General features: G+C 68.9%; 16 protein-coding genes. 8 read left to right on the top strand and 8 right to left on the bottom strand.

From position 1 onward, the window contains the following. The first annotated feature begins 26 nt into the window (after positions 1-26). From FKO37_RS44925 to dapC, 3 genes are all read left to right on the top strand, one after another. The gene (locus FKO37_RS44925; RefSeq protein ID WP_093575832.1) at positions 27-200 is read left to right on the top strand and encodes a hypothetical protein; all 174 of its coding nucleotides are present in this window, start codon (positions 27-29) and stop codon (positions 198-200) included. Between the two features lie 120 nt (positions 201-320). After that, positions 321-641, top strand: coding sequence for a ferredoxin (gene fdxA / locus FKO37_RS44920; protein WP_009072848.1), 321 nt, complete (start codon positions 321-323; stop codon positions 639-641). Next, positions 638-1,726 (top strand): succinyldiaminopimelate transaminase, encoded by a 1,089-nt coding sequence (dapC, locus tag FKO37_RS44915; RefSeq protein WP_238608528.1) that lies wholly within the window; start codon positions 638-640, stop codon positions 1,724-1,726. The genes fdxA and dapC overlap by 4 nt, the downstream gene beginning before the upstream one ends. Before the next feature lie 10 nt (positions 1,727-1,736). Here dapC and FKO37_RS44910 read toward each other — a convergent pair whose 3' ends face one another. Continuing rightward, on the bottom strand, positions 1,737-2,093 hold the full coding sequence (locus tag FKO37_RS44910; RefSeq protein WP_134668822.1) for a DoxX family protein: 357 nt from the start codon (positions 2,091-2,093) through the stop codon (positions 1,737-1,739). Positions 2,094-2,153: 60 nt separating this feature from the next. Beyond that, on the bottom strand, positions 2,154-2,774 hold the full coding sequence (locus tag FKO37_RS44905) for a TetR/AcrR family transcriptional regulator (protein ID WP_037815954.1): 621 nt from the start codon (positions 2,772-2,774) through the stop codon (positions 2,154-2,156). A gap of 87 nt (positions 2,775-2,861) precedes the next feature. On the opposite strand from FKO37_RS44905, the gene FKO37_RS44900 reads away from it, so the two are divergent. Next, the gene (locus FKO37_RS44900; RefSeq protein WP_238608527.1) at positions 2,862-4,259 is read left to right on the top strand and encodes an FAD-dependent monooxygenase; all 1,398 of its coding nucleotides are present in this window, start codon (positions 2,862-2,864) and stop codon (positions 4,257-4,259) included. Between the two features lie 293 nt (positions 4,260-4,552). Here FKO37_RS44900 and FKO37_RS44895 read toward each other — a convergent pair whose 3' ends face one another. From FKO37_RS44895 to FKO37_RS44885, 3 genes are all read right to left on the bottom strand, one after another. After that, the gene (locus FKO37_RS44895; RefSeq protein WP_238608526.1) at positions 4,553-5,512 is read right to left on the bottom strand and encodes a CHAD domain-containing protein; all 960 of its coding nucleotides are present in this window, start codon (positions 5,510-5,512) and stop codon (positions 4,553-4,555) included. A 100-nt stretch (positions 5,513-5,612) separates the two neighbouring features. Beyond that, on the bottom strand, positions 5,613-6,593 hold the full coding sequence (dapD, locus tag FKO37_RS44890; protein ID WP_037816400.1) for a 2,3,4,5-tetrahydropyridine-2,6-dicarboxylate N-succinyltransferase: 981 nt from the start codon (positions 6,591-6,593) through the stop codon (positions 5,613-5,615). Positions 6,594-6,622: 29 nt separating this feature from the next. Then, positions 6,623-7,063, bottom strand: coding sequence for a hypothetical protein (locus FKO37_RS44885; protein ID WP_037816399.1), 441 nt, complete (start codon positions 7,061-7,063; stop codon positions 6,623-6,625). Between the two features lie 42 nt (positions 7,064-7,105). On the opposite strand from FKO37_RS44885, the gene dapE reads away from it, so the two are divergent. Next, positions 7,106-8,179 (top strand): succinyl-diaminopimelate desuccinylase, encoded by a 1,074-nt coding sequence (gene dapE, locus FKO37_RS44880; RefSeq protein ID WP_238608525.1) that lies wholly within the window; start codon positions 7,106-7,108, stop codon positions 8,177-8,179. Positions 8,180-8,768: 589 nt separating this feature from the next. Here the strand turns inward: dapE and FKO37_RS44875 are convergent. Beyond that, positions 8,769-9,827: a chitinase gene (locus FKO37_RS44875; protein WP_238608524.1), complete on the bottom strand. Its 1,059-nt coding sequence runs from the start codon at positions 9,825-9,827 to the stop codon at positions 8,769-8,771. Positions 9,828-10,022: 195 nt separating this feature from the next. Continuing rightward, positions 10,023-12,113 (bottom strand): M4 family metallopeptidase, encoded by a 2,091-nt coding sequence (locus FKO37_RS44870; RefSeq protein ID WP_238608523.1) that lies wholly within the window; start codon positions 12,111-12,113, stop codon positions 10,023-10,025. Between the two features lie 359 nt (positions 12,114-12,472). On the opposite strand from FKO37_RS44870, the gene FKO37_RS44865 reads away from it, so the two are divergent. Together FKO37_RS44865 and FKO37_RS44860 are read left to right on the top strand one after the other, a co-directional pair. Beyond that, positions 12,473-13,258, top strand: coding sequence for a TIGR00730 family Rossman fold protein (locus FKO37_RS44865; RefSeq protein WP_037815948.1), 786 nt, complete (start codon positions 12,473-12,475; stop codon positions 13,256-13,258). Then, the gene (locus FKO37_RS44860) at positions 13,258-13,800 is read left to right on the top strand and encodes a TIGR00730 family Rossman fold protein (RefSeq protein ID WP_200864309.1); all 543 of its coding nucleotides are present in this window, start codon (positions 13,258-13,260) and stop codon (positions 13,798-13,800) included. Before FKO37_RS44865 ends, FKO37_RS44860 begins: the two co-directional genes overlap by 1 nt. Positions 13,801-13,805: 5 nt before the next feature. Here the strand turns inward: FKO37_RS44860 and FKO37_RS44855 are convergent, their stop codons facing one another. Next, the gene (locus FKO37_RS44855; RefSeq protein WP_134668882.1) at positions 13,806-14,480 is read right to left on the bottom strand and encodes a 1-acyl-sn-glycerol-3-phosphate acyltransferase; all 675 of its coding nucleotides are present in this window, start codon (positions 14,478-14,480) and stop codon (positions 13,806-13,808) included. Between the two features lie 54 nt (positions 14,481-14,534). Here FKO37_RS44855 and FKO37_RS44850 point away from each other — a divergent pair, with 54 nt between their 5' ends. After that, on the top strand, positions 14,535-15,440 hold the full coding sequence (locus FKO37_RS44850) for a glucosyl-3-phosphoglycerate synthase (RefSeq protein WP_238608522.1): 906 nt from the start codon (positions 14,535-14,537) through the stop codon (positions 15,438-15,440). Positions 15,441-15,489 lie beyond the last annotated feature (49 nt).

Here is a 15,489-nt window from a genome sequence, read left to right as displayed (position 1 = left end):
GCTGTCCCGTTCCGCAGGAGAACCCCATGAGTTACGCGCGCAAGGACGACCGGCACAACGATGAGCTTGTCGACGAGATCGCCGACGGGTTCAAGCGGACTCTCGAGGAGAAACGCGAGGACGGCAAGCCCGCCGGACCCGCGTTCACCATTACCGGCGATGCCCGGAACGCGCCGAAACCGCGCCGCCGGGACCGCTGAGCGGCTCGGATCCGCCCCCTTTCCAGGGGTGGGATAAGGGTCGCCTAACCACCACCGGGGGCCAGGGAAGCGCGTAATGTCCGCACCGACCGGCCCAGCAGGAGAAGCCAGGAGTACGCAGTGACCTACGTGATCGCCGAGCCCTGCGTCGACGTGCTCGACAAGGCGTGTATCGACGAGTGCCCCGTGGACTGCATCTACGAGGGCGAGCGGATGTTGTACATCCACCCGGACGAGTGCGTCGACTGCGGCGCCTGCGAGCCGGTCTGCCCGGTCGAGGCCATTTACTACGAGGACGACGTCCCGGACAACTGGTCCGACTACACCAAGGCGAACGTCGACTTCTTCAACGAGCTGGGCTCGCCCGGCGGCGCCTCCAAGGTCGGCAAGACCGCGCACGACCCGGGGTTCATCAAGGCTCTGCCCCCGCAGGGCGAATGACCCGGCTGCCCGACTTCCCCTGGGATTCGCTCGCCGAGGTCAAGGCCCGCGCGCAGGCGCATCCCGGGGGCATCGTCGACCTGTCCGTCGGCACGCCCGTCGACCCGGTGCCGGACTCGATCCGCGCCGCGCTCGCGTCGGTGTCGGAGATCCCCGGCTATCCGGCGACGCACGGCACGCCTGAGCTGCGGGAAACGGCCGTCGCGGCGCTGGAGCGGCGGTACGGGATCACCGGCGTCGAACCGGACGCGGTGCTGCCGACGATCGGTTCGAAAGAGGCCGTGGCCTGGCTGCCGCGGCTGCTCGGCTTCGGGCCGGGCGACGTGGTGGTCATCCCGGAGCTGGCGTATCCGACGTACGAGGTCGGTGCGCTGCTCGCGGGCGCCGAGGTGGTGCGCGCGGACGGGCTGACCCAGCTCGGCCCGCGCCGCCCGGCGATGATCTGGCTGAACTCGCCGTCGAACCCGACCGGCCGCGTGCTCGGCGTCGACCACCTGCGCAAGGTGGTCGAATGGGCGCGCGAACGCGGCACCGTCGTGGTGTCCGACGAGTGCTACCTCTCGCTCGGCTGGGAGGCGGAACCGCTGTCGGTGCTGCATCCGTCCGTCCACGGTGGACAGACGGACGGCCTGCTCGCGGTGCACTCGCTGTCCAAGTCGGCGAACCTCGCGAGCTATCGCGCCGGATTCGTGACGGGCGACCCGAAGCTGGTGAAGACCCTGCTGGAGGTGCGCAAGCACGCCGGCATGATCGTGCCGCGCCCGGTGCAGCAGGCGATGGTGGCCGCGCTTTCCGACGACGAAGCCCTTGCCGGGCAACGCGAACGCTATCGCGCCCGGCGGGTCGTGCTGCGGAAGGCGTTGCAGGACAACGGCTTCGAGATCACTTATTCCGAGGCCGGGCTGTATCTCTGGGCCACGCGCGGGGAATCCGCGCAGGCCACGGTGGAATGGCTCGCCGAGCGCGGCATCCTGGTCGCGCCGGGCACCTTCTACGGGCCCGCGGGCAAGGAACACGTGCGGGTCGCGCTGACGTCAACGGACGAGCGCATCGAGGCGGCCGCGGAACGGCTGGCGCAGGGTTGAGAGCACGGGGTCAGGCGACTGACCCCGTGAAATACCCGGTCGCCGCGACCGCCAGCGCGAGGAAGACCGCCGGGAACGCGATGTTGTGGAACACCTTCGCGCGGATGTGCGCTCCGACCGCGCCGACGAAGAACAGCGTCAGCCCGATCGCCGCAGCCAGCCCTAGGCGGGGCCAGCCGAGCAGGCCGGCCACCAGCCCGGCGACGCCCGCGCCTTCCAGGATCGCCAGGTAGGGGATCCATCGCGGGCCGACGCCGACCTCGGTCGAGTTCTGCACCACGAACCGCGCTCGGACGGCTTTGGCCACGACCTCGAAGGCGTTGATCGCGACGCAGACGAAGGTGGCGACGAGAAGTCCGGTTTGCATGGCTGCTCCTTTCCGGTCCCACTTCCCTGACGGGGCGGGGGCCGGAAAGGTGACCGGCTGTCAGTAGTCGCGGCCGGTGAAGCCGCGGTAGACGAACCGGGTGAGCGCCTCGATCGCTTCCTCGTCGGAGGGCTGGTTCCACCCTGCTGGCGGCGGCGTGACCAGCCACATCTGCGCGAAGTTGTCGATCAGCTGGTACATCATCGCGATGGTGAGCTGAGTGTTCGCCGGGAGCCGCAAGCCGGCCGCGGTGACGTGCTCGAGGTGGCTCTCGACGTCCGAGGCCTGGGTGGCGCCGAAGTTCGCGTACGCGGCGGCGAAGTCCTCGTTCACCATCGCCGCCTGGCGCAGCGCGAGCATCGTGGGCGCGTTGGCGCGGTAGAAGTCCCAGTACTGCCGCACGTGCCAGCGGACCGCGGCGGGATCGCTGAAATCGGACAGATGGTCCTCGGCCATGGCCTGCTGGTCGCTGTCCTCGGCCAGGTCGGCCAGCAGCGCGATCAGCAGTTCTTCCTTGCCCGCGAAGTGGTTGTAGAACGACCCCGCGGCGCGGCCGGCTTCCCGGGTGATGTCGGTGATCTTCGTGTTCAGGTAGCCCTTGGCCGCGAACACGCGCTTGGCCGCGTCCTTGAGCGCCGTTTCCGTTTCGGCGGCTTTGTCCCGGCGGCTCGTCGCTGTCATCCGGCACCTCCCTTGACGCGAACGCTATCAGCGGGCATGCTGAATCTAAATTCAGTGAATCATAATTCAGTCAGACGGGAGAAGGACATGACGGTGCTGGTGGCGGGGGCGGGCCCGACCGGGCTCACGCTGGCGATCGAGCTGGCGCGGCGCGGGGTCGGCGTGCGGGTGGTGGACAAGGCGGAGCAGTACTTCGTCGGCTCGCGCGGCGACGGGCTGCAGCCGCGCACGATGGAGGTCTTCGAGGATCTGGGCGTGCTGGACGCGGTGCTCGCCGCGGGTGCGCCGCCGCACGAGATGCGCGTGTACCTCGACGGGGAGTTCACGATGGTGCGGCGAATGGCCGAGCCGGTCGAGCCGACGCCCGCGGTGCCGTATCCGACCGCCTGGTTCCTCGGCCAGTCGCAGACCGAGGGGATCCTCCGGGACCGGCTGGCCGAGTTCGGCGTGCGGGTGGAGCTGAACACCGCGTTGACCGGCTTCACTCAGGACGAGGAGGGCGTCACCGCGGAGCTGTCGACGGGGGAGACGGTGCGCGCGGACTACCTGGTCGGCGCGGACGGCGGGAAGAGCTTCGTGCGCAAGACGCTGGGGATCGCGTTCGAGGGGACCACTGACGAGTCGATCCGGATGCTGCTGGGCGACGTCTCCGCGGAGGGGCTCGACCACGGCTCGGCGTACTGGTTCGCGAAGGCGGACGAGCCGATGTCCGGCGTCGCGTTCACGCCGCTCCCGGGGACGCCGTATTTCCAGTTCGCCTCCCCGCTCGGCGACGGCGACGCGGGCACCTCGCTGAGCGAGTTGCAGGAGCACCTGGACGCGGTGTCCGGCGGCGGGATCCGGCTGCTGGAGCTGGCGTGGTCAACCGTGTGGCGGCCGAACATCCGGCTGGCGGCGGCATTCCGGCAGGGCCGGGTGTTCCTCGCCGGGGACGCCGCGCACGTACACCCGCCGACCGGCGGGCAGGGCTTGAACACCGGGGTGCAGGACGCGTACAACCTGGCCTGGAAGCTCGCCGACGGATCGCCCGCGCTGCTGGACAGCTACGAGGCGGAACGACGCGCGGTCGCGGCGCGCGTTCTGGGGGTGAGCACTGCGTTGCTGGAGAAGTACAAGGAGGGTGCCGAGGACGCGCACGAACGCGGGCCGGAGACACAGCAACTCGACCTGACCTACCGGGGCGGCCCGCTGTCGCCGGTTGGAGTGGGAGCGTTGCGGCCGGGAGACCGGGCCCCGGACGCGCCGCTCGTGGCCGCGAACGGCAAGAGCGTGCGGCTGTTCGAGCTGTTCCAGGGTCCACATGCGACAGAACTGGTCTTCGGCGACGGACCGCTCGGGACGGAGCATCCCGCGTACCGGATCCTGCCGCAGGGGGCGACGGGGGAATTCGTGGACGCGGGCGGGCATGCGTACGCGGCGTACGAGGGGGCGCCCGGGAAGCGGGTGCTGGTGCGGCCGGACGGGTACGTGTGGTCGGTTAGCTGACTGCGTGTTCGGCTGCTTCGATGCGGTGCCAGATGTCGAGCCAGGTGGCGCGGGCGTGGGCGCGTTTGGCGAGTTCGTGTTCGACGATTCGTCCGGCGACGAAGCCGATTTCGGCGTCCGCGTTGGGTAGTACCCCGCGTACCTTCTCCGCGGCGAAGCGGATGGTGGGGTAGCCGGATGGGTATGTGTGGTCGGTTAGCTGACTGCACGCTCGGCGGCCTCGATGCGTTTCGCCAGTCCTGCTCGATAACCCGGCTCGCGGAAGCGGTTGCTGTCGGGATACGCGTGGTCGGTTAGCTGACCGCGTGTTCGGCTGCTTCGATGCGGTGCCAGATGTCGAGCCAGGTGGCGCGGGCGTGGGCGCGTTTGGCGAGTTCGTGTTCGACGATTCGTCCGGCGACGAAGCCGATTTCTGCGTCTGCGTTGGGCAGTACTCCGCGCACCTTCTCCGCGGCGAACACCGCGTCCTGGTGATCGCCCAGCACGGTCTGGAATTTGCGCGTCGCCTTGATCAGTTCGGACAGTTTCGCGGCCTGCTTCTTCTTCGCCGCCGATCGGGCCAATTCGGCGGTATAGCGAAGTTTCTTGCCGTGGATGCGCAGTGCGTGCAGGTCGTCGTCCGGGGGATTCGGGGGCAGGGCGGCGACTGCACGGGCGAGTTTCCGGTACGGCTTCCGTACGTCCGCGGCCAAACTGGGCTTCTCGGCGGGGGTTTCGTCGATCTCGTGCTCGGCGGTGCGGGACAGCTGGGCGATGCCCTGCAGCAGGGTCGCGTACCGGGGGCTCGACAGCGCCCGGTTCAAGCGGCGGCGGGCTGTGGTGCGTTCGGAGACGAAGCGGGACACCAGCCGTCGTCCGGCGGGTTGGTCTCGGACGTCGAAGTCGGCGATCACCTCGCGCAGGTGGCCGATCAGGACGTCGTAGTCGCGGACCTCGCCGAGGACCTGGCCCAGCCAGCCGAGGTCGGCGCGTACCGGCTCCGCGGTGGGGCCGACCAGCGCGCTCGAGGACTTCAGCACGCTTCGCATCCGTCGTTGCGCGACGCGCATCTGGTGCAGTTCTTCCGGATCGGTCCCAGCCCGGGTGCCCGGTTCGCGGGACAGCAGTTCGCGCAGTTCGTGGTCGAGTTTGGCGCGGACGTGCGCGGCGGCCGGCGCCTCGGGGCCCGCCTTCGCCGGTTCGGCGGGGAGCCCGAGAGCGGCCGGCGTCGTCGGTTCCGGAGTACGGCGGCGGCTGGTCGCGTCGGAAGTCACCTAGTTAATGGTAGGTGAACAGCGATCCGATCGGAGTCCGCCAAAACAGCGAGAGGGTGCGCTCCCGCAGCGGGAAGCGCACCCTCTTCGAAGAGCTGGATCAGTTGGCGTGCAGTGCTTCGTTCAGCTGGATGCCGACGCCGCCGCGCGGCACGACCTCGACCGCGCCGGTCGCGGAGTTGCGGCGGAACACCGCGCCCGAGATGCCGGACAGCTCGCGTGCCTTGACCGTCTTGCCGTCGACCTCGACCTTGGTGCCCGCGGTGATGTACAGGCCTGCCTCGATCACCGAGTCGTCGCCGAGGGAGATGCCCGCGCCGCCGTTCGCGCCGATCAGGCAGCGTTCGCCGATCGAGATCACCTCGGTGCCGCCGCCGGACAGCGTGCCCATGATGGACGCGCCGCCGCCGACGTCGCTGCCGTCGCCGACCACCACGCCCGCCGAGATGCGGCCTTCGACCATCGACGCGCCGAGCGTGCCCGCGTTGTAGTTCACGAAGCCCTCGTGCATCACGGTGGTGCCGGACGCCAGGTGCGCACCGAGCCGCACGCGGTCCGCGTCGGCGATGCGGACGCCGGTCGGGAGCACGTAGTCGACCATCCGCGGGAACTTGTCCACGCCGTACACGGAGACCGCACCGCGCGACCGCAGCCGCAGCCGGGTCTGCTCGAAGCCCTCGACCGGGCACGGGCCGTGGCTCGTCCACACGACGTTGGCCAGCAGGCCGAAGATGCCGTCGAGGCTCTGCACGCGCGGCTGGACCAGCCGGTGCGAAAGCAGGTGCAGGCGCAGGTAGACGTCGTGGGCGTCGGCGGGCGCGGTGGCAAGGCTGCCGATCGTGACGCGCACCGCGACGACCTCGACACCGCGGTCGGTGTCCGGGCCGAGCAGCGCGGCCGCGGACTCGCCGAGCAGCTCGGTGGTCTGCTCCGCGGTCAGCCGCTCGGTGCCGCTCGTGCCTGCGTCGACCAGCTTGGGGTGCGGGTACCAGGTGTCCAGCACGGTTCCGTCGGACGTGACGGTGGCCAGCCCGACGCCGACGGCGCCGGTCGTTTCGGGGTCAGGGGTCTGCTCGCTCACGCTGGTCACGGTAGCCGAAGCGGACCGGATCAACCTGTGGTGGCCAGCTGGTTCACCTTTTGCTTGACCTCGGTCAGCGCGGTCGAGATGGACACGAGCGCCTGCGTGCACGCCCCGCCGGGGGTCGGCACGGTGGTGCAGCCCGCCTGGCGGAACGCGCCGACCGCCTGGTCGAGCGCGGTCGCGTCGCGGTCGAGCGGCTGGTTGACCGTCTTGCCCGCTTTCGCCAGCTTGTGCACCGAACCGGCGGTGTTGCCGACCTCGGTGACGTATTTCTCACAGCCCTTGGGCAGCTGGGTCTGCGGACCGGTGAAGCAAGCGTCGGCCGACAGCGCCTCGAGCTTGGTCGGCAGTGCGTCCGGACCCGGATCGCCGGCTCCGGGGCGGGCCTTGGGCCCGGCCTCGTTGCTGCAGCCGGTGAGGACGAGGGCGAGGACGCCGAGAGCGACCAGGGAGCTTCGCGTGCGCACGTCCTCACGGTAGCCCCCGCGCCTGCTGGGTACGGTGCCGGTATGACCTCCCTTGACCTGCGCGCCGACCCGGCCGACCTCACCGCTGCCCTTGTGGATGTGTTCAGCGTCTCCGGGGAGGAGGGCAAGCTCGCGGACCTCGTGCAGGCGGCGCTGGCCGAGCAGGCTCCGCATTTGGAGGTCGTGCGCAATGGGGACGCGGTGCTGGCGCGGACTCGGTTGGGGCGTCCTTCGCGGGTGATTCTCGCGGGGCATTTGGACACTGTTCCGGAGAATTCCAACTTGCCTTCTCGTCGCACTGGGGTCGGGGACGATTCCGTGTTGCATGGGCTGGGGTCGGTGGACATGAAGGGCGGGGATGCGGTCTTCTTGCACCTCGCCGCTACTTTGCCGGAGCCTCGGCATGATGTGACGTTTGTGTTTTACGACAATGAAGAGGTCGAGGCTGTTCGGAACGGGCTTGGGCGGATTGAGCGGGAGTTGCCTGAGTGGCTTGCCGGGGACCTCGCGATTGTCGGGGAGCCGTCCAATGGGGTGATTGAAGCCGGATGCCAGGGGACGTTGCGGGTTGAGGTGCGGACTTCCGGGGCTCGGGCGCACACTGCTCGGGCTTGGATGGGGTCGAATGCGATTCACGCGTTGGCGGAGCCGTTGCAGCGGTTGGCTTCTTATTCGCCTCGGGTGGTGGAGATTGACGGGCTGACTTATCGGGAAGGGTTGCAGGCTACTGCTATTTCTGGCGGGGTGGCTGGGAATGTGGTGCCGGATGCTGCTGTTTTGACGGTTAATCATCGGTTCGCGCCTGATCGGGGGGCGGAGGAGGCCGAGGCGCATGTGCGGGGGGTTTTTGATGGGTTTGATGTGACGTTGGTGGATATGTCGCCTGGGGCGTTGCCTGGGTTGTCCGCGCCGGCGGCAGCTGAACTGGTGGCTGCGGCTGGGGGGTCGGCTGCGGCCAAGTTGGGGTGGACGGATGTGGCTCGGTTTGCTGCGTTGGGGATGCCTGCGGTGAATTTCGGGCCTGGGGATCCTACGTTGGCGCATACGCAGCAGGAGTGGGTTCGGGTTGGGGAGATTCGGGGGGTTGCTGAGGTGTTGAGGCGGTTTTTGAGTTGATTCTGTCTCGGCTCGGGCCTCGTCGCCTGGCGGCGACATTGGCGCGTGCTTGCGTGGGGCACCCCGAAGCTTGATTGTGCTGACGGTTCGGGGGTGCTTGTCAAGGCGGGAAAGATGCCTTGACAAGCACCCCCGAACCGCAGGGAGGCTTCGTATCGGGGTGCGGGGGAGGGGCTGGGTGCCTCGCCCGTTGGGTGCATCGGCTGCGGTCGGGGGCTCGATGCGGTCGGGTGCGTCGGCTGCGGTTTGTCGGTGGTGGGGGTTAGCGCCCCAATGTGGCATTGGGTGCGTTGGATGCACCCAATGTGGCGTTCGTTGCGTCCCATGCACCCAATGCCACATTGGGGCAGCATCCCGGCGGCGGTGGTTGGCGGGGCGGTCCGTGAAGGGCTCCTTGAGGGAATCTGGGTCCGTGAAGGGGCCCCTCACGTCCGGAGCATGGTCGTGAGGGGAACCCTGCGGGAATCAGCGTCTGTGAGGGTTCCCCTCACGACAGGAAGGGCCGCCGGGGAGAACCGGCGGCCGGTCGGGTTTGTGGGCTGAGGCCGGGGCGGCGAATTGCGCAGCACCCCGGCCCACAGCAGCTTTTTTACCGGCCTTGCAGCGATTTCACGTTGTCGCCGAAGGTCCAGCCTTTTGAGCCGTCCCAGTTGATTGACCAGTCCATCAATCCCTTGAGCCCGGGGACGCTCTGGTACGCCTGCGAGACCAGGCCCGGATCCATGTAGCCGCCGCCTGCGCCTGGTTGGGCTGGGAGGCCTGGGACTTGTTTGTCCAGCGGGACGCGGATTGTGGTGCCTTGTACGGTGAGGCCCTTGTCCAGGCATTGCGTCTGCACGGTGAATCCCTGCACGGTCCCGGCTTCGTAGCTGTCGCCGGAGCAGCCGTACATGGAGCCGTTGTAGTACTGCATGTTCAGCCACCACAGTTGGCCGTTGTCGGCGTACTTCTTGATGATGGGGAGGTATGCGCCCCAGATCGAGCCGTAGGTTACCGAGCCGCCCGTTACGTATGCTGTTTCCGGGGCCATCGTCAGGCCGAAGCCGGCGGGCATTTGGGACAGTACGCCGTCGATGATGCGTTCCAGGTTTGCTTGCGAGGCGGACAGCGAATTGATGTCGCCGCTGCTCGACAAGCCGGTCTCGATGTCGATGTCGATTCCGTCGAAATTGTACTTCTTCAGGATCGGCACGATGGTGCTGACGAACTTGTCGGCGACCGAGCTGGACGACAGGTCAATACCCGCTGCTGCGCCGCCGATAGACATCAGGATGGTGGCTCCGGCGTCCTTGGCCGCGCACATCTCGGCGGGCGTGGAGACCTTCACCGTCGAGTCCATGCCGTCTTCCCACTGCACGGTGCCGTCGGAAAGGATCACCGGGAAGGCGGCGTTGATGACGTTGTACCCGTGTGCGGCCATGCTGGGGTCGTTGATCGGCACCCAGCCCATGCCGGGGTGGACGCCGTTCGAGGCTCCGTCCCAGTTTTCCCAATAGCCTTGCAGCACCGAACCGGAGGGTCTCGGTTTTACCGCGCACGTGTCCGACTGCGGCGCGGCGGCCGCTGAGGCGGGGGCGATTCCCGCTAGCGGCAGTGCGAGCAGGGCCGCCACGGCGGTCCCGAACCAGCGCGATTTCCGTCCGTTCATCACGGCTCCCGTCCCCGGTAACGGTGGTGTCGCAACGGTAAGCGGCGCACCGGGGGATTCCTACCCCCGAACGTATGGTCTAGACAAATTCCAGCAGGGGTGGTCTGGACAAGTGGGTGAACACAGACCAGCCGGGCACGAGGCGCCGTGCCCGGCTGGTCCAGAAGGCCGAGAAACTAGAGTGCGGTTACTGCGTCAGCAGGCCCCGTTGTCGGTCCAGACGGCCCAGGAACTGGGTGCGCCCGGCTCAGCGCCGACGGAGTACCACGTCGAGGTCCACTTGTGGTTGTTGTACGAGACCACGTCGCCCGGACCGTAGAACGTGTTCGAGTCCCACGCCGCGATGCCGCCGCAGCCCGGCGGGGTGCCGCTGCCCACGGTCAGGGTGAAGTCCGAGGTGTGCGTGGCGTTCGCGCCGGTCGCGGTGATCGTGACCTTGCTGGTGCCCTTCGGCGTGCTGGCCGTCGTCGCGATGGTGACGGTCGCGGTGGCGCCGGACTGGATGGTCGCCGGGTCGAAGGTCGCGGTCGCGCCCGAGGGCAGGCCGCTCGCGGTCAGCTTGACCGACTGCGCGTTGCCGTTGGTGATCTTGGTGGTCACCGTGGACGTCGCCGACTCACCGGGCTGGACAGTCGCGGTCGCCGGGGACAGCGCGACCGAGAAGTCGTTGCCCGCCGGCGGGTTGCCGGTGCAGGTGGCCTCGCCCGAGACCGCGCCGACCGAAACCGCGTCCCACGCCGCCTTGGTGGCGTTGAACTCGGTGCAGCTGCCCGGGAACAGGTCGACCGCGGCCTGAAGGGTGGCCTTGCGGGCCGCCTTGTGGTTCCAGGACGAGGTCTTGTGCAGCAGGCCGTTGTAGAAGATCTTGCCCGCCTTCTGGATGCCGACGCCGGTGACGCTGCTGTTGTTGCAGGTCGGGCTCGACGGCTGGCCGTCCGAGGGAGAGCTGCCCTCGGCGAGCAGGTAGAACCAGTGGTTCTGCGGGCCCGCGGCGGCGTGCACCTCGGTGTTCGGGATCGAGGACGAGTAGCAGTTCGGGTCGCCGATCTGGCCCGGGTTGTACATGTAGCGGATCGGGCCCTGGCCGACCAGGTTGACGCCCTCGCCGACGGTGAAGTCCGGCTTGTCGACCGGGTTGTTCGCGTAGAACTCGGTCAGCGCGCCGAAAATGTCGCCGGTGGACTCGTTGAGCCCGCCGTTCTCGTTGCCCGAACCCGCGCCGCCCGGCGTGTTCTGGAAGATGCCGTGCCCGAACTCGTGGCCGACCACGTCCATCGACGTCGCCTGGCGCTGGTTGTCCTGCGAGTGGCCGAAGTGCGTGGACGAACCGTCCCAGTACGCGTTGACGTCGTTCAGCCCGACCGAGGCGGGGAACCCGCGGCCGTTGCCGTCGATGCCGCTGCGGCCCAGCCAGTCCTTCAGCATGTTCCACTCGGTCTGCACGCTGTAAAGCGTGTCGACGCAACCGGTTTCGAGGTCGGTGCCCTGCCCGTTGCCCCAGTTGTTGCTGGACTTCGTGAACACCGAGCCGTTTTCGCGGCCGCAGCTGATGCCCGACCGGTTCGGGTCGCGCATCGAGTACGAGCTGCCCGACCCGGTGGTGTCGATGCTGACCTGGCCGACGTAGTAGCTGTTGCCGTTGCCCGCCGCGGCGGGGGCCGCGGCGTTCGCGCCGGACTTCGCCGGGCTTTCGGCCTTCACGTCGTCGCGCTGGTCGAGGACCTTGCCGGTGGCGGCGTCGACGAAGACGTGCAGGTTGCTCGGCGCCTTCGCGGTGCGGCCCTTGACGACGACCTCGTAGGCGAGTTTCGGCTGTGCGCCGCCGAGAACGACCAGATCAGGCTTGCTCACCGTGCTCACGGTCGGCAACTGGGCGCGGGCGACCGAGGCCGCGCGCGCCGCGTCGACAGTGGGCTTGGTGCCCACGGTGATGGCCGCGCCCTCGGCGGAGTCGGTGCCGCGCACGCGGCCCGTTCCGTCGGCGACGATCACCGCATCCCCGCCGACGACCCGGAGGCCGTCGTAGGTGCGCTCGTAGGAGTTGTAATACAGCCCGGCGTCGCCCAGGGTGGTGCTGACGCGGTGCAGGCTTTCGGCCGAGCTCTTGCGGAGCCCGACCGCGCCTGCGGCGGCGGCCCGGTCGGCGGCCGCGATCGCGGTGGCCTGCGGGTCTGCGGTGGGGTGGGCGGGGGCCGCGGATGCCGGGGTCACCGGCAGCGCGAGCAGGGAAAGGGCGAGACCGGCGACACTTGCGATGCCGGTGGCGAGCCCTCTTCTGGACGTCATCGACAGTCCTTTCGGGGTACACGATGGGGAAAAGCGCAACGCGTTGAGCTGGGCTGATCAGGCCGCGGACACCGTGAGTAAAAAAGCGCTCACGGGGGCGGTCAATGCGCTGAACGGACCAGCGGGACCTCGGGGGCGATCGGGACTATTCCCCGCAAGTAGCCCCGTAGCAGGGAAAACGGCGGTTTGGGACGGGCCGGACGACTTTCGTAGGTAGTTCCTGACAACCGGCCGTTGGTAGGAGGACCGGAACCCGCTGGTGGTCCGCTTTCCCGCGTTCAGCCGCGGGCAACCGAGCCGTCACGCTCCGGTGCCGCCTCGGGCGCCCGCCGCGGCCGATCGGCCCGTAGGCTTGGCTGGTGAGCGAACAGTCTGAATTTCCCGACGGCCAGTACCCCGAACGTCCGGTGGAGCGGCACAAGGGCCCGGTGGTGCTCCGGCGCGATCGGCGCGACCAGGGCAGCACCACCGATCAGCGGCTGCTCGACTCGCGGGGGCCGAGCGACTGGGTGCACACCGACCCGTGGCGCGTGCTGCGGATCCAGGCCGAGTTCGTCGAGGGATTCGGCGCGCTGGCCGAGGTTCCGCGCGCGGTGACCGTGTTCGGTTCGGCGCGCACCAAACGCGACCACCCGGAGTACGAACTGGGCCGCAAGATCGGGGCCGCGCTCGCCGACGCCGGGTTCGCGGTGATGACCGGCGGCGGTCCGGGCGCGATGGAAGCGGTGAACCGCGGCGCGAACGAGGCGGGCGGGTTCTCCGTCGGGCTCGGCATCGAGCTGCCGTTCGAGCAGGGTCTGAACCCGTGGGTCGACCTCGGCGTGAACTTCCGCTACTTCTTCGCGCGCAAGACCATGTTCGTCAAGTACTCGCAGGCGTTCATCTGCCTTCCCGGCGGATTCGGGACGCTCGACGAACTGTTCGAGGCGCTCACGCTGGTCCAGACCAAGAAGGTCACGAAGTTCCCGGTGGTGCTGTTCGGCACCGACTACTGGGGCGGGCTGTACGACTGGATCGCGAAATCCGTGCTCGACGGCGGGAAAATCGGCGAGAAGGACCTCGATCTGCTGCACTTGACCGACGACATCGACGACGCGGTGCGCGTCGTGCAGGAGTCTTATCAGGCTTGGGAGGACACGCACTGATGCGGATCTGTGTGTTCTGCGGTTCGGCGCAGGGTTTTTCGCCGGAGTATGCCGAAGCGGCGGCCGGCGTCGGGAAACTGTTGGCGCAGCGGGGAATCGGCCTCGTCTACGGCGGCGCGAGCGTCGGCACCATGGGCGTGGTGGCGAACGCCGCGCTCGCCGCGGGCGGCGAAGTGATCGGCGTGATCCCGGAAGTGCTGTCGAACGTGGAAATCGCGCACGGCGGTCTCACCGAATTACACGTGGTCGCCGACATGCACCAGCGCAAAGCGAAAATGGCCGCGCTGTCGGACGCGTTCGTCGCGCTGCCCGGCGGGGTCGGCACCCTCGAGGAATTGTTCGAGGTGTGGACGTGGGCGCAGCTCGGCATTCACCGCAAGCCGATCGGGCTGCTCGACGTGGCCGGGTATTACTCGCCGCTGGTGGCGTTCGCCGATCAGATGCTGGAGAAGGGATTCCTGCGGCCGGAAACGCGGGAGCTGATCAGCGTCGCGTCCGACGCGGACAAGCTGGTCGACATCATGAGCCGCTCGGTCGGATAAGGCGCCTACGACGCTTTTTCGTCCGGTCGCTTGTGATAGGTGTCGACGTATTCCTGTCCGGACAGTTCCAGGATCGCGTACATGATCTCGTCGGTGACCGAGCGGCGGATCGCCGAGGACGAGTCCTGGCCCTCGTAGCGCGCGAAGTCCAGCGGTTCGCCGAAGCGGACCTTGATCTTGGCGAGCCGCGGGATTTTCGCGCCGTTCGGCTGGATGCCCTCGGTGCCGAACAACGCGACCGGGACCACCTTCGCCCCGGTGGACAGCGCGAGCGCGGCGACGCCGGTGTGCCCGCGGTGCAGCCGTCCGTCGAGCGAGCGGGTGCCCTCGGGGTAGATCGCGAAGACGCCGCCGTCGGTGAGCACCTTCCGGCCCGCTTCGAGCGCGGCGAGCCCGGCCTGTGCGTTGCCGCGTTCGACCGGGACGTACCCGAGCGCGTCGAGCGATTTCGCGATGAACCGGCCCTTGACGCCCTTGCCCGTGAAGTACTCGGCCTTGCCGAGGAACCGGACCTGCCGCGGGGTGGTGAACGTGATCACACCCGTGTCCAGCGCCGCCCGGTGGTTGGAGGCGAGCAGCACCGGACCGTCCTCGGGGATGTTCTCGACCCCCTCGACCTGGGGCCGGTAAAGCGCGCGGACCAGCGGTCCGAGCACGAAACGGACGAGCAGCGACAGCAAGGGTTCTCCCTCCGGAGGATCGGGCACCGGCTCCAGCATGGCACGATCGCCTCCATGAGCTGGTTTCACCGTCGCACCTGGCAGGAGCCCGGGTGGAGCGCCGCGGACATCCTCGCCGCCAAACGCGGCCGGACCGTGTCGGTCGTGCTGCCGGCGCTGAACGAGGAGGAAACGGTCGCCGCGGTGGTCGCCTCGGTGCGCCCGCTGCTCGGCGGAGTGGTCGACGAGCTGGTGGTCGTCGACTCCGGTTCCACCGACGCGACCGTCGAGGTCGCCGCGGCCGCCGGGGCTCGCGTGGTGCGCCGCGAGGACGTCGTGCCGGAGCTGCCGCCGCGTCCGGGCAAGGGCGAGGTCCTGTGGCGCTCCCTCGCCGCGACGACCGGCGACGTCGTGGTCTTCCTCGACTCCGACCTGGTCGACCCGGACCCGGCGTTCGTGCCGTCGCTGCTCGGCCCGCTGCTCACCGAGGACGGCGTGCACCTGGTCAAGGGCTTCTACCGCCGCCCGCTGCGGCTGGAGAGCACCGGCGGCGGCCGGGTCACCGAGCTGCTGGCGCGCCCGGTGCTGTCCGCGCTGCGCCCGGCCCTCGGCGAGCTGGTGCAGCCGCTGGGCGGCGAGTACGCGGGCACGCGCGAGTTCCTGGAGTCGGTGCCGTTCGCCGGGGGATACGGCGTCGAGATCGGCCTGCTGCTCGACGCCGAGGAGCGCTACGGGCTCGACGGGTTGGCGCAGGTCAACCTCGGCGTGCGCAAACACCGCAACCGGTCGCTGCTGCAACTCGGCGTGATGGCCCGGCAGATCCTCGGCACCGCGCTGGCCCGCTGCGGGATGCCGGGCGCGGAGGCGGCGCGGTTCACGCAGTTCGTGCAGGTGTCGGGGGAGTGGGTGCCCGACGTGACGGAGGTGCCGGTGGCGGATCGGCCGCCGATGCGGGAGGTGCTGGCCGCCCGGCGGGAATGACCCTCTGTCTACAGTGGACAGATCGCGACTTCATCGAGATGTCATCGTC

It is taken from the genome of Amycolatopsis sp. Poz14 (genome assembly GCF_006704225.1).
Classification (GTDB): domain Bacteria; phylum Actinomycetota; class Actinomycetes; order Mycobacteriales; family Pseudonocardiaceae; genus Amycolatopsis; species Amycolatopsis nivea.
Note: the sequence above shows the minus strand (reverse complement) of the source record. Positions and strands in the feature narration are given on the sequence as shown.